This window comes from Duganella sp. CY15W, from assembly GCF_009857555.1.
Lineage (GTDB): Bacteria > Pseudomonadota > Gammaproteobacteria > Burkholderiales > Burkholderiaceae_D > Rugamonas > Rugamonas sacchari.
Genome location: NZ_WWCQ01000006.1, coordinates 391561 through 414204, shown reverse-complemented (window position 1 = coordinate 414204; position 22644 = coordinate 391561). Strand labels below are relative to the sequence as shown.

Below are 22644 nucleotides of genomic sequence, written 5' to 3'. Positions count from 1 at the left end.
CTCAGCCCTCGACCACCGGCACGCGCTGCGCCAGCGCGCACATCAGCTCATAGCCGATGGTGCCGGCGGCGGTCGCCACTTCGTCGATCGGCATGCCCTGCCCCCACAGCACCACCTTGCTGCCGATGTGCGCTTGCGGCACTGGCGTCAGGTCTACGGTCAGCATGTCCATCGACACACGACCGATCAGGCGGGTGCGTACGCCGTCCACCACAATCGGCGTGCCCAGCGGTGCGTGGCGCGGATAGCCGTCCGCGTAGCCGCAGGCCACCACGCCCAGGCGCATCGGCCCTTCGGCCTGGAAGCGGCTGCCATAACCCACCACTTCACCGGCGGCGATATCCTGCACGCCGATGATTTCGCTGGTCAGCGTCATGGTCGGTTGCAGGCCGAATTCTTCTGCGGTCGCGCCGCCCGGCGTGCCGCCGTACAGCATGATGCCGGGCCGTACCCAGTCATTTTTCAAGTGGTCGTGGTGCAGCAGCACGCCGGCCGAATTCGACAGGCTGCGCGGACCAGGCAAGCCGGCGGCGCCCACTTCGAAGCGGCGCACCTGTTCGGTGATCGGCAGCAGCGGATGGTCGACATCGTCGGCATTGGCAAAGTGGGTCATCAGCGTGATGCTGTTGACGCAGGAAATCGCGCTAAGGCGCGCGTGGGCAGCCGCATAGGCCTCCGGCATGAAGCCGAGACGGTTCATGCCGGTATTCATCTTGAGGTGCAGGTCAAAGCGGATGCCGCGCGCGCTCAATTGCGCCTGCACCGCTTCCAGCCATTCCAGCTGCGCGTTGCAGTGGACCGCTGCTTGCAGATCGTAGCCGGCCATGGTGTGCAAATCCGCCGGACCGAAGAAACCCTCCAATAATAAAATTGGCTTCTTCCAGCCCATTTCGCGCAGCTTGACGGCGTTGTCCACTTCGATCAGCGCCAGGCCGTCAGCGTCGGCAAAACCGCGCATCGCGCGTTCCAGTCCGTGGCCGTAACCGTTGGCTTTCAATACGCCCCAGGCCTTGGCGCCGGGCGATCTGGCCTTGGCCAGCGCCAGATTATGCTGCATGGATTCGATATGAATTGTTGCTAAGATCGGCCTAGGCATACGTCTGTTTTCCGCGAAATAAACTGAGGCGCTATTTTACCGCGTGCAGATCAAGCCGCACTGCTCAATTCTTGGGGATACGATCAAAGCATGGTATAAAGCAAGCCAGATAAGTTTTCAGGCATATCCCAGAATGAATCGTGGTTTTTATACCATCATGGCAGCGCAGTTCTTTTCGTCCCTGGCGGACAATGCGCTGCTTTTTGTTGCGATCGACCTCCTGGTAAATATGAAATCTCCGGGGTGGATTACGCCGCTCCTGAAGTTGTCATTTACCCTCTTTTACGTGCTGTTGGCAGCATTTGTCGGCGCTTTTGCGGATTCGATGCCCAAAGGCAAGGTTATGTTTATTTCCAACCTGATTAAGGTTGGAGGCTGTCTGCTGATATTCGCGAATGTCCATCCATTATTGGCGTATGCCATTGTTGGTTTTGGCGCGGCGGTGTATTCGCCAGCCAAATACGGCATCCTGACTGAATTACTCCCTGCCGAGAAACTCGTGGCCGCCAATGGCTGGGTGGAAGGCCTGACCGTGCTGTCGATTATTTTCGGCACCGTCATGGGCGGCGCGCTGGTAGGTGGCCGGGTATCGTCTTTCCTGCTCGGTTTTGATATGCCGCTCATCGATACCGGCATCGAAACACCAACCCAGGCGGCGCTGTGCGTGGTGGTCGGCATTTATATGCTGGCAGCTCTGTTCAACACCCGCATTCCAGATACCGGCTGCGTCTACGGCCACCAGGAACGCAATCCGATCAAGCTGATTACCGATTTCGCCAACTGCTTCGGCATGCTGTGGAAAGACAAGCTGGGCCAGATTTCGCTAGGCGTCACCACACTGTTCTGGGGCGCTGCGCAAACACTGCAATTTATTGTGCTGGAGTGGGCCAACCGTACCCTGCACCTGAGCTACGAACAATCGACCAGCCTGGTGGGTGTAGTGGCCATCGGCGTCGCCGCCGGCGCCGTGATTTCCGCGCGCTTTGTATCGCTGCGCAAGTCGCTCACCGTGATCCCGGTCGGCATTGCCATGGGCGTGATTGTGATGTCGATGACCATGGTGAACTCGGTCAAAGTCGCGTATCCGCTGCTGATCCTGGTCGGCCTGCTGGGCGGCTTCTTCCTGGTGCCGATGAACGCGCTGCTGCAACACCGCGGCCACGTGCTCATGAGCGCCGGTCACTCGATCGCGGTCCAGAACTTCAACGAGAACCTGTCGATCCTGACCATGCTGGCGATGTACTCGCTGATGCTGCGCGCGCACCTGAACCTGGATGTGATCATTCTGCTGTTCGGCCTGTTCCTGGCGGGCACCATGCTGTATATCATGCGCCGGCACCAGGCAAATCAGCGCGAGTTCGACTCGGTCGCGCTGATCGGCGAAGCCAAGCACTAAACCTCAGGCCGGCAGCACACCTTCATGGCGGCGCTGCGCAGCTTGCGCGCGCCAGCCGTCGGGGACAATGAAGCCCCGGCTCTCTTCCACCAGCCATTCCCCTTGCGCCCGCAACACGACGATCATGACGGGCGCCGCTTGCTCGTGGACGGCCGCCAATAGCTGATCGCGGTCAAGGCCCGATGCGGCCTTGAACGGCGCCAGCCACTGCAGGCGCGGCATCACCGCAAAATGCTGACCGGGCAGGCTGTGTGCCTGTGCTTGCGTCATCCAGAAACCATGGCAGTGCTGTTGCGAGATGCCGGCCATCGGCGGCACGCCGTCCGGATAAAACAGCCAGCCCTTGACCAGCGCCTGCGCTTGCGTAACCGGCTGCGGCAACACGGCCTGCGCGGCCGGATGCCGGGCCAGCGATAACTGCTTGTCGAAGATTTTGCGCATCTTCACACCCAGCGTATCCGCCAGGTTTGGGCCGATGAGGCCGTTGAAATCCTGGGCGGCGTGGTCGAGCAGGTAGAACTTGGTGGCGAACTCGATGTGGGTCAGGCCGGCGTCGTTTTGCAATAGGAAGTCGAATTCGCCGATGGTGTCGGTGCGGTCGGCGCGCACTTGCAGGCCGTGTGCAACCAGCTGGCCATGTTCGGCGAAATAAAAGGCCATCAGCTTTTCCGCATACAGCCCGAGGCGCGAGTAGTGCCGGGTGCCGAGTGCGGCATCCAGCGGCGCCGGATCACGCTCCAGCGCCGCCAGCCAGTCGGCCGTCGCGGGCGGCATGGCGCCCAGCGTGGCGATGCGTCCTTGCCACTGCGGTGCGGCGGGATCGAGCAGGTCTGGCGCATCCAGCAGCCATGCCAGCGCACGCACGTGCGGGTGCGTCAGATGCGGCCAGCGGCTTTCAAACAGTGCTTGAAAGCTGCCAGCCGGGGGCTTAGCCATGGCTGGCTTTCGCCAGGCACAGGTCGGCCCAGGCCTTGGCCTTGTCTTCCGGTTTGCGCAGCAGATCGTCAGGATGATAGGTCGCGACCACCGGCAATTGCTGCGCGCCGTAGTGCATGACCTTGCCCCGTGCGGCCGGTCCCATCATCAGGCCTTTGGCGGCGAACTGGCCGAAGGTCATGGCCATGGCGGCGCCCGTCAGTGCCAGTTCACGCTCCAGGAACGGGCGGCAGGCCAGGACTTCGTCCGCACCTGGCGTGCGGTCGTCGCCTTCGGGCGTCGTCGGGCGGCATTTGACCAGATTGGTGACGTAGACATCGGACTCCGGCTGGAGTTCGATCGCTTTCATCATATTGTGCAGCAGCTGGCCGGATTCGGCCGACATGGTCTGGCCATCCTTTTCGTCCTGGCGCGACGGCGCAGGGCCGATCGCGACCCAGCGCGCCTGCTCGGCGCCGCGGCCGTTGACGGCGGTGCGGCGGGTTGCGCACAGCGGGCAACGGGTGCAGGTGGCGACAGCCTGCTTTAACGCCGGCCAGTCCATGGCGGCGATGGCTTCGTCGCTGACTGGCTCCGGACGCTCCGGCGCTGGAGCATCGTCAAACCATGCGGTGGATTCGTCTTCCGATGCGGCTGCCGGGGCTGGCGCGGCGGCAGGACGCGCTGCGGCAGGCACGGGGCGGGCCGCAGGCTGGGGCGCCGGCGGCGGCATGGGCGCGTCGTCGAACCAGGCTGTGGAGTCGTCGCCCTGCGATGGTGCCGGTGCGCGTGGCGCAGCGGACGATGGAATGGGCTGCTGCGCTACTGGCGACGACGGCGCTTCGACCGGCGCCGGTGCGGCGTGGCTCAGCGGAGCCGCCGGGGCAGCCATCGCTGGCGTTGCGGCCACTGCAGCATCTTGCTGCACAGGGGCCTCCATCACCGGCTCGCCATCCGCCAGCGCCTGGACGGCTGCGACGAATGGATCGGCCTGCGCCTCCACGCCATTACGCAACTTCCATTGCACGCCAATTCCCATCTCGTGCAGGAACGCCGTGTTACGTGCCGACTGACTCATACCTCAAACCGCATCACAATCGCGTCCTCGCGTTGCTGGTTGCCCGCCGGGTAATACCCTTTGCGGCGACCTATCTGTTTAAATCCGTAACGTTCGTAAATTTCCAGCGCCCGCATGTTCGATGGCCGCACTTCCAGCAGCACCGATTCCATGCCCAGGCCACGCGCGCACGCCACGGCCTGGTTCAGCAGGAAGCGCCCCAGTCCCTGCCCCTGCTTCTCTGCCGACACCGCCACGTTCAGCAAGTGCGCCTCATCGACCACCGCCATCAGCAGGAAATAGCCGAGCAAACTACCATCACTGTCACGCAATACCCACGCTTCGTAATTGCTGTTCAGCGAATCGACGAAATTGGCCATGCTCCACGGGTAAGGATAAACGCTTTGCTCCAGCGCGAACACGTCCTCCAGATCGGTGTGCTGCATCGGCTCGTAGTTGAGCCGCGCCAGATCCCAGACGGGCGCCGTCATGCGTTGCCGTCCTTGGTGGCCGCCATTTCGCGGCGCTCGGCCTGCGTGTACGCGACCTTGTTGCGCAGGTACAGCGGCTGGGCGTCGGCAGCCGCCACCGTGCGGCCGGCGGCAAACGCCGCTGCCGCCAGTTGCGCGATCTGTTCCGCATGCGGCATCACCGCGGCAAAGCCGCCGGCCGGGAAGGCCTCTGCATACGCCGACAAGCCATTGCCGCAGGCAACAGGCGTACCCTGCGGCCTGACGTCACCGGGCGCCGACAGCACCGGCGCCAACACCGCCACCGGCGCGCCATTCTCAAACCGGTATTGCGCCCAATAGACCTCGCCCATGCGCGCATCCAGCACCACCAGCACCTCGTCGGCGCCGTGCTGCTGGTGGCAGGCCAGCCCCATGGCATCCAGCGTCACCACCGGCACCGCAGGCAGCTTGCCGCCGAATGCCAGCCCCTGCGCCACGCCGCAGGCGGTACGCACACCGGTAAACGAACCCGGCCCCGAACCATAGGCCACCGCATCGCAGTCCTGTAGCGTGATGCCGGCTTCGGCCAGCAGTTCTTGAATCATTGGCAATACTGCCTGGGAATGGGTACGCACGCCGCTGGAGACGCGACTGGTGACGGCATCGCCCCGCAGCAGTGCGCAGGAAGCGGTTTCGGACGAGGTTTCAATGGCGAGAATAATAGGCATCCCGTATTTTAACCCGGCGCGCTAACAGGCGCGACCCCGCGCGGACAGGTAGAATACGCGTTTTGGCGCTGAGCGCGCTTTTGCTGATCCTACTATGGCTAGCCTGACCCTGAATTCCGAAAACCGCGAAGACGTGGCCGCCGCCCTGGCCGGCGACCGCTGGATCGTCGCCTGCCTGTGCGCCGCCTGGTGCGGCACCTGCGCATCCTACCGCGCCACCTTTGACGAACTGGCCGAACGCCATCCCGACAAGTTTTTCGTCTGGATCGACATTGAAGACCAGGCCGACGTGGTCGGCGATCTCGACGTGGAAAACTTCCCTACCCTGCTGATCCAGCACCACGAAATGGTGGCCTTCTTCGGCACCATGCTGCCGGATGTGGGCGTGGCGCACCGTCTGGTGCAGTCCACCGCCGCGCAAAGCGACGCCGACCTGCAGGAACTCATCATCAACAGCGCAGAGCGCGCCCAGTGGCAGCGCGAATGCAATCTGCGTTCGCTGCTGCGCGACGCCCTGTAATCAGCGCTTCGATTTCGGGCGCGGCAGCTCCGCGCCCGGAACGCCGTATTTGACGGCCAGTTCCTGCGCAACGCCGTTGCCATTAAGCTTATCGATCCCCTCGTCGAGCACCTCCAGCAAGGCCGGTCCGTACACCACATTGCGGCTCACCATGAGGTGGAACGTCGAGCGCGGCAAATCGGGCAGGTAGCCCACGCCGATATTGAGCTTTTCAAAGTCCACCACGCCTTGCGCCCGGTAGCCCAGCGTGACTTCCAGCCGTTCCGGTACGGCGTCACAGCGGTCGTGCTTGAGCTTCTGGAAGGTTTGTGCGAGGTTCTGCGAGCCCGTTTCCACTTCCTCGGGCTTGAGCCCAAAACCGGAGTAGTTGTAGCCGGCCATGCCGCACAGGCGCACCTTGTTCAGGTCCGCCGCCGCGTGGATCGCCGGGCGTGGCCGATCCTTGTCATAGAAATAGACCAGCTGTTGCTGATAATACGGTTTGGACACCAGATAATTTTGTGCGCGCTCCGCACTGTTGGAAGCATCGGTCATCATGTCGTAGATGCCGCGCTGGGTCAGCTCCATGCAGCGCTTCCAGGGCACCAGGTCGATGGTGTAACGCAGGCCGCGCTCGATGAGGCTATGCTGCAAAAAGTCGATCATATAGCCGCTCAGCTTATTGTTGCTGGCCTTGTCGGTGTACATGAACGGCGGCCATTCCGCGCTCTGCGCACACACTTTGATGACCTGGTCTTGCGCCAGTGGCGCAGCAGACAGCTCGCCGCTGCCCAGTAGAACCAGGAGCGGGAGCAGCGGCTTCATAGTTTCAGCGGCAGGCTGCGCAGGCGCTTGCCCGTCAGCTTGAAGACCGCATTGGCCACGGCCGGTGCGATCGGCGGCGTGGCCGGTTCCCCCATCCCCTCCGGATGGGCCGCACTCGGCATGATGATGGTGTCCACCTCGGGCGCCTGGTTCAGGCGCACCACCGGGTAGTCATGGAAGTTAGTCTGTTCAACCTTGCCCTCCTTGATCGTCACCTCGCCAAACAGCGCCGCCGACAGGCCAAACAGCACGCCCGATTCCGCCTGCTGGGCGATGATGTTCGGGTTCACCGCCAGGCCGCAGTCGACCGCGCAGACCACGCGATGCACGCGTATCTCCGTACCTTCCACCGACACCTCGGCCACCTGCGCAACGATGGTGCCAAACGACTGATGCAGGGCCACGCCGTGCGCCCTGCCCGCTGGCGCCTCACCGGCCTTGGCCACCGCCGCATTCAGCACCGCCAGGTGACGCGGATGCTGGAGCAGCAGGCCACGGCGGAACGTCACGCCGTCCTTGCCGGCCGCGTGCGCCAGCTCGTCGATGAAGCTCTCCTTGAAGAAGGCATTGTGCGAATGGCCCACCGAACGCCAGTAACCCAGCGGCACCGCGCTGTCCACGATCACGTGGCGGATGCGCTGATTGGGGAAGTGGTACTGCATATCGAATTCGCCTTCGGCCGTGGTCTTGTCCGGCCCACCGGGCGGCAAACCCAGGTTACGCTTGAAGAACTGGTGCGAAATCGCACCGCTGGCCGACTTGTTATCGTAGCCCAGCACATTGCCCTGTGCATCCAGCGTCGCACTGAAGCGCGCCAGCGCCGCCGGGCGGTAGACATCATGCGTGGTATCGTCCTCGCGCGACCAGATCAGTTGCACGGGGCGGCCGTCGGCCTGCCTGGCGATGGCCACGGCTTGCGCGATCATGTCCACATCCAGCCGGCGGCCAAAGCCGCCACCCAGCATGGTGACGTGCAGCTCGACATCGCCCGCCGCCACACCCGCCACCTTGGCGGCGACATCCACCGCAAAGCCTGGCGACTGCGTCGGCGCCCACACGCGCACCTTGCCATCCTTGACCTGCGCCGTGCAGTTGATGGGTTCCATGGCCGCATGCGCCAGATACGGAGCGCGGTATTCGGCCTTGATGGTTTTGGCCACACCGGCGGCCTTGCCTTCCACCGCATCCATATCGCCAGCCTTGTAGTAGGCATAGCCGTCTTCGCTATCCAGCTGATGCGCAAAGCCGGCATAAATGGCGGCGCTGGACAGGCTGGCCAGCGGGCCGTCATGCCACTGAACATCCAGCGCCAGCGCGGCCTGCCTTGCCTGCCAATAGCTCCTGGCGATGACGGCCACGCCGGCACCGGCGCCAGTCTTCTCCGCCAAGGCACTGGAATAATCGACCACCTTGACCACGCCCGGCATTTTGAGCGCGGCAGCAGTGTTCACGCCAGCCACCGTGCCGCCAATCACGGGCGACATGCGTACCGCCGCATACAGCATGCCCGTCGGGCGCACGTCGATACCAAAGATGGCCGAGCCATTGACCTTGGATGGCGTGTCGCGGCGCGGCTGCGGATGGCCAATCAGCTTGAACTGTTCCGGGGACTTGAGCCGCACTTCGCCCGGCGCGGCAGTCACCGCACGCTCGGCCAGCGCACCATAGGCCAGGCGGCGGCCATCGGCATGCGCGACAAAGCCGTTGCCTGTGTAGCAGTCTTCGGGACGTACCGACCACTCGGCGGCAGCCGCCGCGACCAGCATGGCGCGCGCTGCGGCGCCGGCTTCGCGCATCGGCTCCCACGCATCCTTCACGCTGGACGAGCCACCCGTGATCATCAGCCCCAGTTCGCGCGCCACCTTGCCGACGATCCAGCTCACGGTGGTTTTCAACCGCCCTGTATCGTCAGGATGGAAAGGCAGGCCGTCCTTGAGCATGGCGATGTTGCCGAAGATCTTATCGATAGGCGCCTGCACCACCTGCACCGCGGACAGCGGCACATCCAGCTCCTCCGCCACCAGCATCGGCAAGGCGGTGTAGACGCCCTGCCCCATTTCGCTGCGCGGCATGGCGACCGTCACGGCGCCATCCTTGCCGATGCCCACCCAGCCATTCAGCGCCACGCAGCCGTCGTGGACCGGCAAGGGAAGCGAGGCGTTCAGGCGCTGGCGCGGCGGCATCACGCCCCAGCCCACCACCAATGCGCCCGTCACCGCCACGCCGCCCAGAAGGAAGCGCCGCCGCGACGTGTTCTTCACTCCCTGCATTCCTGTCTCTCCGTGTATTTATTTTTGCCAGCGGCTCAGCATATCATCCGCCGCCAGTGGACGACTGTAGAAGTAACCCTGCGCCAGGTTACAGCCGTGGCGCAGCAGGAAGGCTGCCTGCTCTTCGGTCTCCACGCCTTCCGCGATGACCGACAGGTTCATGCTCTTGCCCAGCTGGATAATCGCAATCGCGATCGCTTCGTCATTGACGTCGGTGGAGATGTCCTTGATGAAGGAGCGGTCGATCTTCAGTGTCTGCACCGGCAGCTGCTTCAGATACGCCAGCGAAGAATAGCCGGTACCAAAATCGTCAATCGCCAGCGCCACGCCGATCGAGTGCAGGTCGTTGATGAAGACCATGGCGTCGCCGGTGTTCATAATCACCGACTCGGTCACTTCCAGCTGCAGGCGCTCCGGCTGCAGGCCGGTGTCGTGCAGGATGTCGGCCACCATGTTGACGATGCTGCCGCGCTCAAACTGCTTGGCCGACAGGTTGACGGCGATCTTCGGCACATGCAGCCCGGCTTCCTGCCAGCGCACCATCTGGCGGCAGGCTTCGTGCAGCACCCACTTGCCCAGCTGGTTGATGAAGCCCGTGTCCTCGGCCAGCGGGATGAAGCGGATCGGCGGGATCAGGCCCAGTTCCGGATGGTTCCAGCGCACCAGCGCCTCGACGCCCACCAGGCGGCCCGTATCAATTTCCACCTGCGGCTGGTAGTTGAGGAAAATCTCGTCCTTCTCGATGGAGCGGCGCAGGAAGGTCTCCAGGCGCAGGCGCTCGACGCCCTCGCCCGTCATCGACGGCGCGTAGAAACTGAAGCCATTGCGCCCGCGCGCCTTGGCCTGGTACATGGCCACGTCGGCATTACGGATCAGCATATTCAAGTCAGCCGCATCGTCCGGGAACAGGCTGATACCGACACTGCAGGTCACAAACAGCTCGTGACCGGCGACCATGAATGGTTCCTCAAACATCTGCACCAGTTTTTCCGCGACCTGGCTGGCGCCGTACTGGTTGTCGATATCTTCCAGCAGCACGATGAATTCATCGCCGCCCAGGCGTGCCAGCGTATCGCCTTCGCGCAGGCGCTCGGTCAGTGCATGCGCGACCTGCTTCAGCAGCTCATCGCCGATGTGGTGGCCCAGCGTGTCGTTGACGTTCTTGAAGCGGTCCAGGTCAATGAACAGCAGCGCCAGCTGCTCGCCGTCGCGCGAGGCGCGCTGCAAGGCGTGCTGCAGGCGGTCATGGAACAGCAGGCGGTTCGGCAGCGCGGTCAGTGGGTCGTGGTGCGCCAGATGGTCCAGCTTCTCCTGCGATTCCTTGGCCTTGGTGATGTCGCTGAACACGCCCACATAGTGCGTGGTGTGGCCGCTGGTGTCGCGCACCGCGCTCACGGTCAGGTATTCCAGATACAGCTCGCCGTTTTTGCGCAGGCTCCACAACTCGCCGCGCCAGAAGCCGTGCTCCAGCTGCTCCTCCCACATGCCCTCGTAGAATGCGGGTTCGTGGCGTCCGGAGCGCGTCAGCGTGCGGTCCTTGCCGACCGCTTCCAATTCGGTATAGCCGGTAATCAGCGTGAAGGCCGGATTGACGGCGACGATGGTGCCCTCTTCGTCCAGCACCACCACGCCATCGGCAATGTGCTCGATCACGGTGGCGGACAGGCGCAGTTTTTCTTCCGCTTCCTTGCGCTCGGTGATATCGGCAAACACCCAGATGCTGCCTTCATTGGCGCGGTTATTGTCCAGCGCATAGCCGCTGACCAGGCACCAGAATACGCTGCCGTCCTTGCGGCGATACTGGCGCTCTTCGCTGAAATAATCGCCCTGCGACAGCGACGGGTATTGGCGCGCGCCCGACGATTCGTAATCCAGTCCATCCAGGAACAGCATGAAAGTGGACGCCCCGCCCATCTCGCCCGGCCCGTAGCCGAACAGTTCTTCGCAGCGGCGGTTGACGGAGACGATGGTGCGATTACGCACGAACATCACGCCAAACATCACGTTATCCAGAATCGCACTCTGCTCGGCGAGCAGCGCTTCGATACGCATCTCGTTGTGCTTGCGCTGGCTGATGTCAGAGATGATGCCGTCCACCCATGGCGCGCTTTCATCGCCTTCGGATGGCTGCGGCTGGCCGTTCTCCTGCACCCAGCGCTCGGCGCCGGCGGAATCGGTGATGCGGTATTCGATTTCGTAGGGCTGGCCGTCACGGATGGCCTGGCCGATCACGCGGCGCTGCTTCTTGCGGTCTTCCGGCGCGATCAGGTTGGTCCAGGAGTGCGTGGTGCTGCGCATGAACTGTGCGGCCGAATAGCCGGAGATGTCTTCAATGGCGTCCGACACAAAGTCGATCGGGCCGTCCGGGCGGAAGCGGAACACGGCGCCCGGCACCTGCGTCACGATGGTGCGGAAACGTTCCTCGCGCTGGCCGATATCTTCAAACAGGCGCTTGATCGCCACCCGCATCTGCTCCAGCTGCTGCGCCAGGCGGCCCAGTTCATCGCTGCCGGTGACATCGAGCCGGGTTTCAAAGTCGCCATGCGACAGCCGGTCCGAAAAGCGCATCAGCTTGCGCAGCGGCTTGATCAGGCGGGAGTTCAGGAACAGCACAATCAGCAGCAGCGACACGGTCAGCTGCGCCGCCAGCACGAAGACATAGGACAGCTGCTTCTCGCGCAACTCCTGCTGGCTGCGCGCATCGTCCATCTCGACCATGATGCGGCCGATGCGTTCGCCGCGCACGAGGATTTCGCGCTCAGCGCGGTACACATTACCGCTGGCCACCCGCGGCGAGCGCACGTGCATGAACTGGGTGTCGGCCTGGCCCACGACCTGGACTTGCAAGACCGAACGGTCGCGCATCACCGATTCGACCAGCGAATGGGCCGATTCGGCATTCATATTCCACAGGGATTCCTGCATGCCCAGCGCCAGGATGTCGGCATTGCGTTGCAGCGATTCCTGCAACGAGGCGCGCGCCGACTGCTGCTCGTGCACGCCGATCAGCAGATAGCTGCCGATAATCGCAGGAATCACCAGGCCACCAAACACCACCAGCAGCAGCGCACCATAGATGGAAAGACCATACAACGCGCTCAGGCGTAAGCGCAATCTCTGGTAAATGGTGCTAGTCATGCACGGGTACGGCAAATGGGTGAATGGGCATCGTCGCTCTGGGGCTTATTACTTGGTGGAATTATGCACGGAAAAAACCTTAAAAAGTCACGCACAAGCAAAAAACCTCTAGCCGCGCTATGATCGCGACTCTTTTTTAACACATAGGAATCCGCCATGACCACCTTCTCCATGTACTCCGCCTCCATTCCTGTGTTCAAGCAGATCCTGAACAGCCTGCACGCCATTCTGGACAAAGCCGAAGCGCACGCCACCGACAAGAAAATCGACCCGGCCGCGCTGCTGCAATACCGCCTGTTCCCGGACATGCTGCCGTTCACGCGCCAGATCCAGATTGCCTGCGATTTCGCCAAGGGCGCTGCCGCGCGCCTGGGCGGCCTGGAAGTGCCGTCGTATGAAGACAAGGAAACTTCGTTTGCCGATCTGAAAGAGCGCATCGTCAAGACGCTGGCCTACATCGACAGCGTGCCGCAAGCGCAGATCGAAGGCAGCGAAGGCCGCGCCATCACCACCGGCAGTGGCGAGAAGACCAAGCACTTCGTCGGCCAGACCTATCTGTTCCACTACGCGCTGCCGCACTTCTACTTCCACGCCACCACTGCTTACGACATCCTGCGCCACAACGGCCTGGAAATCGGCAAGAAAGACTTTATCGGTAGCTATTGATCAGGTATTCCGGCGCGGGTAGCCCTGCGCCACAATGCGCTGCCAGACCACTTCCTTCTGCTCGGGTGTCATCGACACCCAGTGCGCCACCTCGACCACGGTACGGCCGCAGCCGCGGCAGATCTCGTCGAAGGTGGTGGAGCACACTGCCACGCACGGGGTGTCCGGGCGGATGGGCAGATCATCGCTCATGGCTTCTCCATGAGCTTGTCCCAGCCATCATGGCCCAGTTTTTCCAGGTTCTCGATATTCTTGTCAAAAATCTCCGACGCTTCCGGGAACGCCTCCACCGCGCGGTCGATGCTGTCTTCGCGCAGCAGGTGCAGGGTTGGGTACGGTGAGCGGTTGGTGTAGTTGCTGATGTCGTTTTTGTCGGTATCGGCAAACTGGTAGTCCGGGTGGAAGCTGGCGACCTGCAGGAAGCCATCCAGGCCCAGCTCTTCCAGCGCGGCGTCGGCGACGTCGAGGAACTCGTTGTAGTCGAAGAAGTCAGTCAGCACGTTCGGATGGATCAGCAGCGTGGTGTCGATTTTTTCAGGATCGGCGTCCGCCAGGTGCTGCAACTCTTCCATGAGTTTTTCCAGCAACTCTTCCGGCGTTTCCGCCTCGCTCACCACATAACGTATCTGCTTCTTGACGTGCACCGCCTTGGCGAACGGGCACAGGTTCAGGCCAATCACGGCTTTTTCCATCCAGTGGACAGTGTCGGCAATGACCACGTCGCGGTCGATGGCTGGGCTACTCATATTGCAATTCCTCGGTAACTACGCAAAAACAGAATTGTACGCACTCTTTGCCGCATCTCCTATTTCCGTCAATTTGCAGCGATCTCGCGCTTATTTCACTGGAATTATTGCTTATAAGAATTTGTCATAAGGGTGACATATTTCTTGACTCGATGGAGCGACCTTCGTACACTCCACGTTTAATTCATAGTCCACGCGATGTTTCTTGTCGCCAACCATGGAAAACTATGCAAGCACGAATTCCTAAATCCGCAGCTTTGGCAGCACTGATGGCGCTACTGGCGCCCGCGCTGGTCCAGGCCTACGATGAGGCCCCGGGCCTGCCGACGGTTACCACCGCGCTGTCCCCCCTGCCGAAATCCCCCCTCCCCGATATCTCCTCCCTGAAAGTCAACAAGCCGGCCAAGATGGTCGACGAAGAAGCTTTCCGCGAAAAAGACGTCTGGGGCCGCATCCGCAGCGGTTACGCGATTCCCGACGTGAACAACGAGCTGGTTGCCAAACACGTCAACTGGTACGCCACCCGCCCGGACTACATCGCCCGCACCACCGCGCGCGCATCGCTATACCTGTTCCACGTCGTCACCGAGCTGGAAAAGCGCAATATGCCGACCGAACTGGCGCTGCTGCCGTTTATCGAGTCGGCCTTCAACCCGAACGCGCTGTCCAGCGCCAATGCCGCCGGCATGTGGCAGTTTGTGCCCGGCACCGGCCGCGACTTCAACCTCAAGCAGGACGCCTTCAAGGACGAGCGCCGCGGCATTCTGGCCTCGACCGACGCCGCCCTGACCTATCTGCAGCGCCTGTACGATATGTTTGGCGACTGGCAACTGGCCCTGGCCGCCTACAACTGGGGCGAAGGCTCGGTCCAAAAAGCCATCAAGCGCAACCAGGCGGCCGGCAAACCGACCGATTTTGAAAGCCTGGCCGACCTGATGCCGGCCGAAACCCGCAACTACGTGCCAAAATTGCAAGCAGTGAAGAACATTGTTGCCAATCCGCAGCAATATGGCCTGAACCTGCCACTCATCGACAACTCGCCGTACTTCATGGCGGTCGATAAGACCAGTGACATCGACCTGACCGTGGCGGCCCATCTGGCCGAGCTGTCGGTGGACGAATTCAAGGCGCTGAATCCGCAATTCAAGCGTCCGGTGATTACCGGCGACGAGCAGACCAAAATCCTGCTGCCGAAAGAAAACGCCGAGAAGTTCCACCTGAACCTGTCGCAATGGACCAAAGAGCTGTCGACCTGGACCACGCACAAGATCACCAGCGCGCGTGAGAGCATCAGCACGCTGGCGTCGCGTTTCCATACTTCGCCGGAAGTGATACGCCAGGCCAACAACATTCCGCAGAAATCCGTGCTCAAGGCCGGTTCGACCATCCTGGTGCCGAAGATTTCCACCTCGGCCAGCGTCGACATCTCGTCGGATATCGCCGAGAGCGCCACCGTGGCCTATGAGGCGGAACGCAGCAATAATGGCAAATCGGCCAAAGGCTATAAACTGGCCAAAGCCGGCAAGTCGGACAAGTCCAGCCCGGTGGCACTGGTCAAGGCACGCGTGTCGCGCGATGCCGCAAAATCCAAATCCCATCGCAAGACCAGCCACTGACGCGGGCTACGGGCCGTGACTGCAACAATCCAAAGGTTGCGGTCGCGGCTTACAAGTCCTACAATCTTGGTCTTAAAAAACATAACCCACTGACGCCGCCAGCCAGCCCCACCGGGCAGCCAGTGCGCGCAGTTGCAATCGGAGTCCTTATGGCGTTCTTGCAAGGCAAAAAAATCCTTATCACTGGTTTGCTGTCGAACCGTTCCATCGCTTACGGCATCGCCCAAGCCTGCAAACGCGAAGGCGCTGAACTGGCGTTCACCTATGTTGGCGAGCGTTTCAAAGACCGCATCACGGAATTTGCCGCTGAATTCGGCAGCAACCTGGTATTCGACTGCGACGTCTCGAGCGACGAGCAGATCACCGCGCTGTTCGCCGACCTGGCCAAGAGCTGGTCGCAACTGGACGGCCTGGTCCACGCCATCGGCTTTGCGCCGCGCGAAGCCATCGCCGGTGAATTCCTGGACGGCCTGACCCGCGAAAACTTCCGTATCGCCCATGACATTTCGGCGTACAGCTTCCCGGCACTGACCAAGGCTGCGCTGCCGCTGCTCAAAGAAGGTTCGTCGGTGCTGACCCTGTCCTACCTGGGTGCAGTGCGCGCCATCCCTTACTACAACACCATGGGCCTGGCCAAGGCATCGCTGGAAGCGTCGGTACGCTACCTGGCTGAAAACCTGGGCAAGCAAGGCATCCGCTCGAACGGCATTTCGGCTGGCCCGATCAAGACCTTGGCCGCCTCAGGCATCAAGGACTTCGGCAAGCTGCTGGGCTTTGCCGCCTCGCACGCGCCGCTGCGCCGCAACGTCACCATCGAAGAAGTGGGCAACACCGCCGCCTTCCTGCTGTCGGATCTGGCATCGGGCATCACCGGCGAAATCACCTACGTTGACGGCGGCTTCTCGCACGTCATGGGCCTGAACGCGGAAGACTACACCTAAGCAGTCGGCCAGCCTCACCCTCGCGAAAACGCCCTCTCCGCAGGGCGTTTTTTTATTCCCCGCTACCCAAGAACATGATGATACGGCCACTGCTGACCACTCTCCTCGCCACCTTCCTGCTATCGCCCGCCGCGCAGGCGCAGGGCCACTGCCTTGAAAACGTCTGGCTGGGCGCCATCGATGATACGCCGATCGAGATGACATTTGGCCCGTGGCTAGGAGCGGAAGGTCAACTGGCTGGCCGCTATCACGCCGGCATTAATCCAGAGGACAATTTCCTGCTGCCCGATCAGGCCAGCGGCGGCTGGCAGGCCGTGAATAGTGCAGGTGCCGTATTAGGCACGCTGACGCTGGAGTGTGCACTGAATCAGCCCCTCCGTGGCACATGGCGTACGGCTGACGGCCGCTTGTCCCTGCCATTGACAGGACAGGTCGCGCCATCTGGCTACTACGGCATCATTGATGTTGCGGTCGAAACCATCAGTACGAGCCGCTCAGGCAAAGCACCGTATGAAGTCATCGGCATTGCAGGTGTCGCTAACCGCCGCAGCTTGCGCTTTCTCGGCGAGGCGGCAGAGATTGGTCATATCAATATCGGCCTGGAAGCACATCTGACCAGTGCCTATGAAACAGCTTTGGAATGCCGTGCACTCCGGTGGCTCAAGGACCGCACCCGGCTTGCCATACCGCGCTACGAAGACGAACTGGTAATGCTGAACCAGGACTTCGCGGTCATCCTCAAGCATCGCCAGCGCGCATGCGAGCAGGACTACATGAGTGACGAAGAGCAGAGCCTCACCATTGATCTCAACACCGGCCAGCAACAGCACACCGTGGACTGGCTCGTCGATCCGGACGCCATCATCGCCAGCCAGTATGAAGTGGCAAGCGAAAGAGCCACCTACGCGGGAACGTTATCGCAGCTCCTGTGGCAGGCCTACAGTCATCCGAATCCGGAATGCAGTGCGCAAGTCACGTTCACGCTGGAAGATCGTCAAATTTATCCAACCGCGCAAGGCCTGGTCTTCCTGCCGTTTGCCCGCCGCGACTTTAAGGAATGCGTGCAAGCAGTGACACTGCCATATCGGGACATACTCCCGTTTATGTCGGCGCTGGGCAAGCAGCGCGTGCAGGCCATCCTGGCTGCACTGCCCCGCTAAACAGCTTGCCCATTGCGGCGTGGTGACGATCTCGCTACACTGGCCAGCATGTCAACCGATCCATCCGATGAAACCCTGATGCTGCGCTACGCGGGTGGCGATGTGGCGGCGTTCCGCGAACTGTACCAACGCCATCAGCGTGGCTTGTACCGGTTTGTCGCGTGGCGCTCGCCGCGCAGGGACTGGGTGGACGAGGTGGCGCAGGAAAGCTGGATCGCGCTGCATCAAGCGCGCGAGCGCTATCAGGTCACGGCCACTTTCCGCACGTTTCTGTACCAGATCGCGCGCAACCGGCTGATCGATTTGCAGCGCCAGTCGCCGCAGTTATCGACCGATGATGCGCCCGACCTGGAAAGCGAGGTGCCTGCGGCCGAGGCGATGCTGGAAACGCAGCAATTGAACGCGGCGCTGCACCGGGCTATCCGCGCACTGCCGGGTGAGCAGAAGGAAGCCCTGGTGCTGCAGCAGTTCAGCGGTCTATCGCTGGAGGAAATTGCGGCGCTGACCAGCGCTCCGATTGAAACCGTCAAAAGCAGGCTGCGCTACGCCATGCGAAAATTACGCGAGCAGTTATCGAATGGGATGGCCGCCCAGGAGGAGCAGGCATGACGCGCCACGATGATCAAAAGCTGGATGACGAACTCGACGATTTCATGGCGGGTCGTGATGCGCTGTCTCGCCATTTGTCGGCACTAAAGCAGCCCGAATCGCCGGCGCATCTGGACACGGCGATTATGGCGTCGATTGAAGGAAAGCTGGCGCAGGAGCAGGCGATGCGCCAGCGGCCTGCCGCCAATATGGCGCGCTGGCGCATGCCGCTGGCGTTGGCTGCCAGCGTGGTCGGCACTTTGCTGTTGACACTGGAGTGGCAGCGCGGCGAATATGCGGAGCCCGCGCAGGTCACTGCTTCGGCGCCACATGCCCCGGTGCGCGCCGCGTCGCCAGAAATAACCGTTACTGCACCACCCAAGCCGGCCGCCATCGTGAGCGACAAACGCGTGCATGCAGCACCTGCACCAGCAGCACCAGCCGCCGAGGAAGCGTGGACACCACTGCCCGCACCTGCCGCTGCACCTGCACCGGCACCTGTCATGGCAGCGCAGCCTGCCGCGCCAGTCACCGATGCGGTGACTGCGCATCGCTTTGCTGCGCCATCCTTCGGCGCCGCAGCAGCCCCTGCGCCCATCGTCGCCCGCCCAAGTGCCGCCCCCATCGCGCCGCCTGCGCCTGATGCGCAAGCCGCCGCCTGGCTGCACGCCATCGACGAAATGCTGAAAGCCGACTTGCGCAGCGACGCGCTGGCGGAATGGAAAAAATTCCGCCTGGCCTATCCGGACTATCCCGTGCCGGAAGCCCTGGCCAGGCAGATCGCTGCCATCGAATAAATGCTACTTCACTTCAAACTCACCCACCAGCACCGTCTCACCCCGGCCTTGCAGGCGCACCGTCACCATCTGATCGCGTGAACCGGTGCGGCCAAAGCCGCTGGTCAGCTTCAGCTGCAAGGTGGTCGCTCCCGCCACTACCTGCCGATGCGCGCCAAAAAAGTTCGCCTCCACCTTGTATTTGCCCGGCATCGCGCGGCGCAGCGAAAACTCCTCCGGCCCGTAGCCGCCCGTGAAGTCCAGCGACAAGCGGCCACCCTGCGGCGTCATGCGATTGCCGTAGAAGCAGCGCTCACCGGTGGGATCGGTCACCCACAAATCCATATCGCTGTCATCGGCATCCCAAGTCAATACCACCCGCAAATCAAGCGGCATGTTCTTCAACAGGCGCGGATCGATACGGCTGGTATCCAGCTTCACCTTGCGCGGCGGAGCAGCAATCAGAGCGTTCATGTCCGCCAGCGCGATCAGCTCAATCTCCGCAAAGCGGCCATCCCAAGGGCGCGTCACCACTTCATACAATTGATCGATGGCGTCCTGGGTGCGGCCCACGGCAGCATAAGCCAGGCCCAGGTCACGGAAGGATTGCGGTTCCTCCTCAGCCAGTTCGCGCACTTTCTCGAATATCGGGACGGCTAGATCCGGCTGGCCTGCCTGCAGCAGGCGGTAGCCGAGTATGCGCAGTATCTGGCGGTTTTCCAGGTCCATCTCCGCCAGATTGGACAACACGCGCAATGCCAGCTCACGCTTGCCGCGTTCCAGCAGCAGGTCCGCCACATCGATGTAAAAGGCACTGCTGTTCAGATAGGACGGGCGTTCATCGAGATAGATCGCGTACAGCTGATCGGTAGTGGCGGCTTTCATGCGGGCGATGTATTGGGCGTTGGAGTCCCAGCGCTTCAAGCTGACGGCAATCTCGCCTGCGCTCTTGTCGCGGCCGGCGCCCGCCGCCGCACGCTGCGCATCGCTGGCCTCCACAAAGCGCATCGCAGGCGCGCTGGCGCCGAAGGACGGCGCGCGCTGAAGTGGCGCGGCTTCCGCAAACGGCATCGCGATGGCCGGCGCCGGTGCCGGAACTGCTACAGGTGCAGGCGCGGGTAGCATCGGTTCCCACGCACCCGCAGCGACGGTCTCGCGTTCCAGCGGCTTCGGTGGCAGCTTGGGGGAGCTGCCGTTCCACCAGGCGAGCTTCTGCTCAAACAGTTGCACGACACGCTCCATCTGCTTGCCGCGACGCTGTGTCAACGCCGCGCCGCGCACGCTCTTGAGCGCATCAAAGGCCGCCTGCAGTTCGGCCGGCGGCGGCACATCGTAGCGCACATAGTCTTCCAGCCGCTCCAGCACCAGCAGGGACGTCTCACGCGTTGGCATGCCAAACTGCGCGCCAAGACGACGGATGGCCGCGCGGTTCAGCTCATAGTCCGCGTCCAGCTGATGCAGCTTGCGCCCGGCCCACACGCGGCCCGCCATCGGATGCGCCGGCGCTTGCGCCGAGACGTCCAGCGTCAGCGGCGACGCCAGGCCGTGCCGCACCAGATCCAGCGTCACATGCGCTGCGGGCGCAACCAGCTTGCCGGTCACCCGCAGCATGCCTTGCTGGCCGTCGTCCGTCAGCACTTCCGTTGCACCGGTTGCGCTGATACCGCGTACTTGCACACCATCCGTCAGCAGCACCTCGGCTGCAGCGCCAGGACGATCCGTTTGCACCGTCACCAGCTTGCCGCCATTCCGCTCGGCCAATGCCGACAGACGGCTGGTATCCGCAGACACAGCCGAACTCAGTGCATACAAGCGCTGGCGCGGCGACAGCTGCGGGAATTTTTTGCCGCCGTAATTCAGCAGGCCGTCGCTGACCAGCAGATATTCGTTCACATCGGATTGCGGCTGCCAGTCCGCCAGCGCGCTGGCGCCATCGTAGATAGTGTCCTGCAGCGCCGTGCGCAAGGACTGCCAATCGCCGTTGACAATGCGGAAGCGTTGCGTCGCCTCGGCGCGATCACGCAAGCGCGTCAGACGCACCTCCGCATTGCCCAACGCCTTGAAGTAGCGATCCAGCTCCAGCAGCTCCGCTTCGCGCTGGCGGTTCGCACCGGAGCCCGAGCTATCCCACAACAGCCCCACTACTTTGGGCAGCGCCCGCGGCGTGCGCTGGTCCGATAGCGGAATTTCGGCCAGGAAAAAGGTCTCACCGCCAAACTGCTGGACATAGGTCTGCGGCTCGGCACTGGCCGGAACCAGCAGCTTCAACGTGCCGCTCGCCGCATAGTTGGCGCGCACGAGCTGCGCCGCGTAGCCGTCGCCGCTGCGCGCGAAAACAATATCGCCGATGCTGCCGCTGGCCAGGGGCGCAGCAGCGCCAGCCACCGTCACGCGCAGCGCGATGCCGTCCGCCAGCTCGCCACAAGCCAGCGGCAAACGATAAGCCCAGTTGCTGCCTTCGCGATTCAGCGCCTCGGTATAGGTCAACTCCACGGTGCGCGTGCCTTGCGCAGGGATAGGGAAAATCCGCAGCTGAAAATTATTCCCCTGCGTTTGCTCCAGCAGTGCCGGATCGGCCCGCGTGCGCTCGATCGCCTCCAGGATCTGGCGGCCGCGTGCTTTTTCCACCGGCACCGCCGCGCGCATCTTCCCTTCCAGATCCAGCGAAAACCCACTGATCTGCTGCCCCGGCAACAGCGGAAACTGCAAGCGCCCTTCCAGCGGCCGATGGTCGGGATTGAAGAACACCATGCGCAGCGTGGTCTGCGCCATGCCGCCTCCGAGCGCGGCGTCCACCTTCAGGCTTTGCAAGCGTACCGGCTGCTCGGCGCCCTGCACCACGATCAGCGGCGGCATCGGCGGCATCGGCAGCATCGGCGGCAATAAAGGCGGCGTTATCCGCTGCGCCTGCGCCGCTCCGGCCGCCAGCAGCAGGCATGCCGCCATGAATTTCGTCCACATATCGACCTCCTTTTTATTCAACATGCAGGATTGATCGAAGCAGCGGCACAAATGGGGTTTCCATTTTACAAATTGAAACAAATAACATAAAAAAGCATTAATGTTAATTTATTTCCAATTTTACAAGGCCAAAATACCCCGTTATACTTGCCGAGAAAATAATAGTCAAACTAGGGTCTTACCGTGAATATGATGCCGTCCATTGCACGCTCCGCAGTGCCTGAGCGTGCGCCTATGCGCAAAGTGCTTTTTATCCTCAGCGAATTGCTGGATGACGATGTGGAATGGCTCGCCAATGCCGGCGATCGCCTGCGCTACCCTGTGGGCGCGGAACTGATCCCTTACGGCGGCCAGCCCGACAGCGTGTACTTCGTGCTGGACGGCACGTTCTCCGTGCTGGCTAGCAACGGCGAGCTGGTGGCGGAACTCAGCAGCGGCGAAGTCATCGGCGAAATGTCGCTGGTCGATCCGGCGCGCACCACCGCGTCCGTGCGCGCCAACGAAGGCGCTTCCGCACTGCGCGTCTCGCACGTGCGCCTGCGTGAAAAACTGGACACCGACGCGGCGTTTGCCGCCCGCTTCTACCGCGCGCTGTCCGTCTTCATGTCGGCACGCATGCGCCAGACCACGCGCCGCTACGGCTACGGCGGCCTGAGCCAGCCCGGCGACGCCCAAGTCGATGAGATCAGCGAAGCCTTGCTGGAAAAGGCCCACCTGGCCAGCATGCGCTTTGAGCGATTATTGAAACGCATGGCCAGCTAAACTATACAAGTGAAGCAAACTAGGGCATAATACCGGCCTTGCGCTGAATTCT

The 22644-nt window shown here is 62.3% G+C and carries 20 protein-coding genes; 9 read left to right on the top strand and 11 right to left on the bottom strand.

Annotation, left to right across the window (positions count from 1 at the left end):
- Position 1 precedes the first annotated feature (1 nt).
- The gene (alr, locus tag GTP58_RS26710) at positions 2-1096 is read right to left on the bottom strand and encodes an alanine racemase (RefSeq protein WP_161080039.1); all 1095 of its coding nucleotides are present in this window, start codon (positions 1094-1096) and stop codon (positions 2-4) included.
- A 133-nt stretch (positions 1097-1229) separates the two neighbouring features.
- Here alr and lplT point away from each other — a divergent pair, with 133 nt between their 5' ends.
- Positions 1230-2492 (top strand): lysophospholipid transporter LplT, encoded by a 1263-nt coding sequence (lplT, locus tag GTP58_RS26705; protein ID WP_072786651.1) that lies wholly within the window; start codon positions 1230-1232, stop codon positions 2490-2492.
- Positions 2493-2495: 3 nt separating this feature from the next.
- Here lplT and GTP58_RS26700 read toward each other — a convergent pair whose 3' ends face one another.
- From GTP58_RS26700 to tsaB, 4 genes are read right to left on the bottom strand one after another with little or no spacing between them, the layout of a single operon-like run.
- Positions 2496-3428: a DUF1853 family protein gene (locus tag GTP58_RS26700; protein ID WP_161080038.1), complete on the bottom strand. Its 933-nt coding sequence runs from the start codon at positions 3426-3428 to the stop codon at positions 2496-2498.
- Positions 3421-4485 carry a uracil-DNA glycosylase gene (locus GTP58_RS26695; protein ID WP_161080037.1) on the bottom strand — a complete coding sequence of 355 codons (1065 nt, stop codon included), beginning with the start codon at positions 4483-4485 and terminating at the stop codon, positions 3421-3423. The genes GTP58_RS26700 and GTP58_RS26695 overlap by 8 nt, the downstream gene beginning before the upstream one ends.
- Positions 4482-4955: a ribosomal protein S18-alanine N-acetyltransferase gene (gene rimI / locus GTP58_RS26690; protein ID WP_161080036.1), complete on the bottom strand. Its 474-nt coding sequence runs from the start codon at positions 4953-4955 to the stop codon at positions 4482-4484. The genes GTP58_RS26695 and rimI overlap by 4 nt, the downstream gene beginning before the upstream one ends.
- The gene (gene tsaB, locus GTP58_RS26685) at positions 4952-5644 is read right to left on the bottom strand and encodes a tRNA (adenosine(37)-N6)-threonylcarbamoyltransferase complex dimerization subunit type 1 TsaB (RefSeq protein ID WP_161080035.1); all 693 of its coding nucleotides are present in this window, start codon (positions 5642-5644) and stop codon (positions 4952-4954) included. Before tsaB ends, rimI begins: the two co-directional genes overlap by 4 nt.
- Positions 5645-5738: 94 nt before the next feature.
- Between tsaB and GTP58_RS26680 the strand changes: the two genes are divergently transcribed.
- A complete protein-coding gene (locus GTP58_RS26680; protein ID WP_072786646.1) occupies positions 5739-6164 on the top strand; it encodes a thioredoxin family protein in 426 nt (141 codons plus the stop codon).
- Here GTP58_RS26680 and GTP58_RS26675 read toward each other — a convergent pair whose 3' ends face one another.
- From GTP58_RS26675 to GTP58_RS26665, 3 genes are read right to left on the bottom strand one after another with little or no spacing between them, the layout of a single operon-like run.
- Positions 6165-6968 carry an ABC transporter substrate-binding protein gene (locus GTP58_RS26675; protein WP_161080034.1) on the bottom strand — a complete coding sequence of 268 codons (804 nt, stop codon included), beginning with the start codon at positions 6966-6968 and terminating at the stop codon, positions 6165-6167.
- Positions 6965-9238 carry a molybdopterin cofactor-binding domain-containing protein gene (locus tag GTP58_RS26670; RefSeq protein WP_161080033.1) on the bottom strand — a complete coding sequence of 758 codons (2274 nt, stop codon included), beginning with the start codon at positions 9236-9238 and terminating at the stop codon, positions 6965-6967. Before GTP58_RS26670 ends, GTP58_RS26675 begins: the two co-directional genes overlap by 4 nt.
- Positions 9239-9256: 18 nt before the next feature.
- Positions 9257-12376 carry an EAL domain-containing protein gene (locus GTP58_RS26665; RefSeq protein WP_161080032.1) on the bottom strand — a complete coding sequence of 1040 codons (3120 nt, stop codon included), beginning with the start codon at positions 12374-12376 and terminating at the stop codon, positions 9257-9259.
- Between the two features lie 156 nt (positions 12377-12532).
- Here GTP58_RS26665 and GTP58_RS26660 point away from each other — a divergent pair, with 156 nt between their 5' ends.
- The gene (locus tag GTP58_RS26660; RefSeq protein WP_072786642.1) at positions 12533-13042 is read left to right on the top strand and encodes a DUF1993 family protein; all 510 of its coding nucleotides are present in this window, start codon (positions 12533-12535) and stop codon (positions 13040-13042) included.
- Here the strand turns inward: GTP58_RS26660 and GTP58_RS26655 are convergent, their stop codons facing one another.
- Both GTP58_RS26655 and GTP58_RS26650 read right to left on the bottom strand, forming a co-directional pair.
- Positions 13043-13234, bottom strand: a complete 192-nt coding sequence (locus GTP58_RS26655) for a DUF1289 domain-containing protein (RefSeq protein ID WP_161080031.1) — start codon at positions 13232-13234, stop codon at positions 13043-13045.
- A complete protein-coding gene (locus GTP58_RS26650; RefSeq protein WP_161080030.1) occupies positions 13231-13788 on the bottom strand; it encodes a DUF1415 domain-containing protein in 558 nt (185 codons plus the stop codon). The genes GTP58_RS26655 and GTP58_RS26650 overlap by 4 nt, the downstream gene beginning before the upstream one ends.
- Positions 13789-14015: 227 nt before the next feature.
- Here GTP58_RS26650 and GTP58_RS26645 point away from each other — a divergent pair, with 227 nt between their 5' ends.
- The 5 genes from GTP58_RS26645 (at position 14016) to GTP58_RS26625 (ending at position 18890) form a co-directional block, all read left to right on the top strand.
- Complete coding sequence (locus tag GTP58_RS26645) at positions 14016-15404, top strand: transglycosylase SLT domain-containing protein (RefSeq protein ID WP_161080029.1); 1389 nt, start codon at positions 14016-14018, stop codon at positions 15402-15404.
- A gap of 149 nt (positions 15405-15553) precedes the next feature.
- Positions 15554-16345: an enoyl-ACP reductase FabI gene (gene fabI, locus GTP58_RS26640; RefSeq protein WP_072786638.1), complete on the top strand. Its 792-nt coding sequence runs from the start codon at positions 15554-15556 to the stop codon at positions 16343-16345.
- A 74-nt stretch (positions 16346-16419) separates the two neighbouring features.
- Positions 16420-17505, top strand: coding sequence for a hypothetical protein (locus GTP58_RS26635; protein ID WP_161080028.1), 1086 nt, complete (start codon positions 16420-16422; stop codon positions 17503-17505).
- Between the two features lie 48 nt (positions 17506-17553).
- The gene (locus tag GTP58_RS26630) at positions 17554-18114 is read left to right on the top strand and encodes a sigma-70 family RNA polymerase sigma factor (RefSeq protein ID WP_161080027.1); all 561 of its coding nucleotides are present in this window, start codon (positions 17554-17556) and stop codon (positions 18112-18114) included.
- Positions 18111-18890 carry a hypothetical protein gene (locus GTP58_RS26625; RefSeq protein ID WP_161080026.1) on the top strand — a complete coding sequence of 260 codons (780 nt, stop codon included), beginning with the start codon at positions 18111-18113 and terminating at the stop codon, positions 18888-18890. Before GTP58_RS26630 ends, GTP58_RS26625 begins: the two co-directional genes overlap by 4 nt.
- A gap of 3 nt (positions 18891-18893) precedes the next feature.
- Here the strand turns inward: GTP58_RS26625 and GTP58_RS26620 are convergent, their stop codons facing one another.
- On the bottom strand, positions 18894-21830 hold the full coding sequence (locus GTP58_RS26620) for a VIT domain-containing protein (RefSeq protein ID WP_161080025.1): 2937 nt from the start codon (positions 21828-21830) through the stop codon (positions 18894-18896).
- 234 nt (positions 21831-22064) lie between these two features.
- Here GTP58_RS26620 and GTP58_RS26615 point away from each other — a divergent pair, with 234 nt between their 5' ends.
- On the top strand, positions 22065-22592 hold the full coding sequence (locus GTP58_RS26615) for a cyclic nucleotide-binding domain-containing protein (RefSeq protein ID WP_161080024.1): 528 nt from the start codon (positions 22065-22067) through the stop codon (positions 22590-22592).
- The last annotated feature ends 52 nt before the right edge of the window (positions 22593-22644 follow it).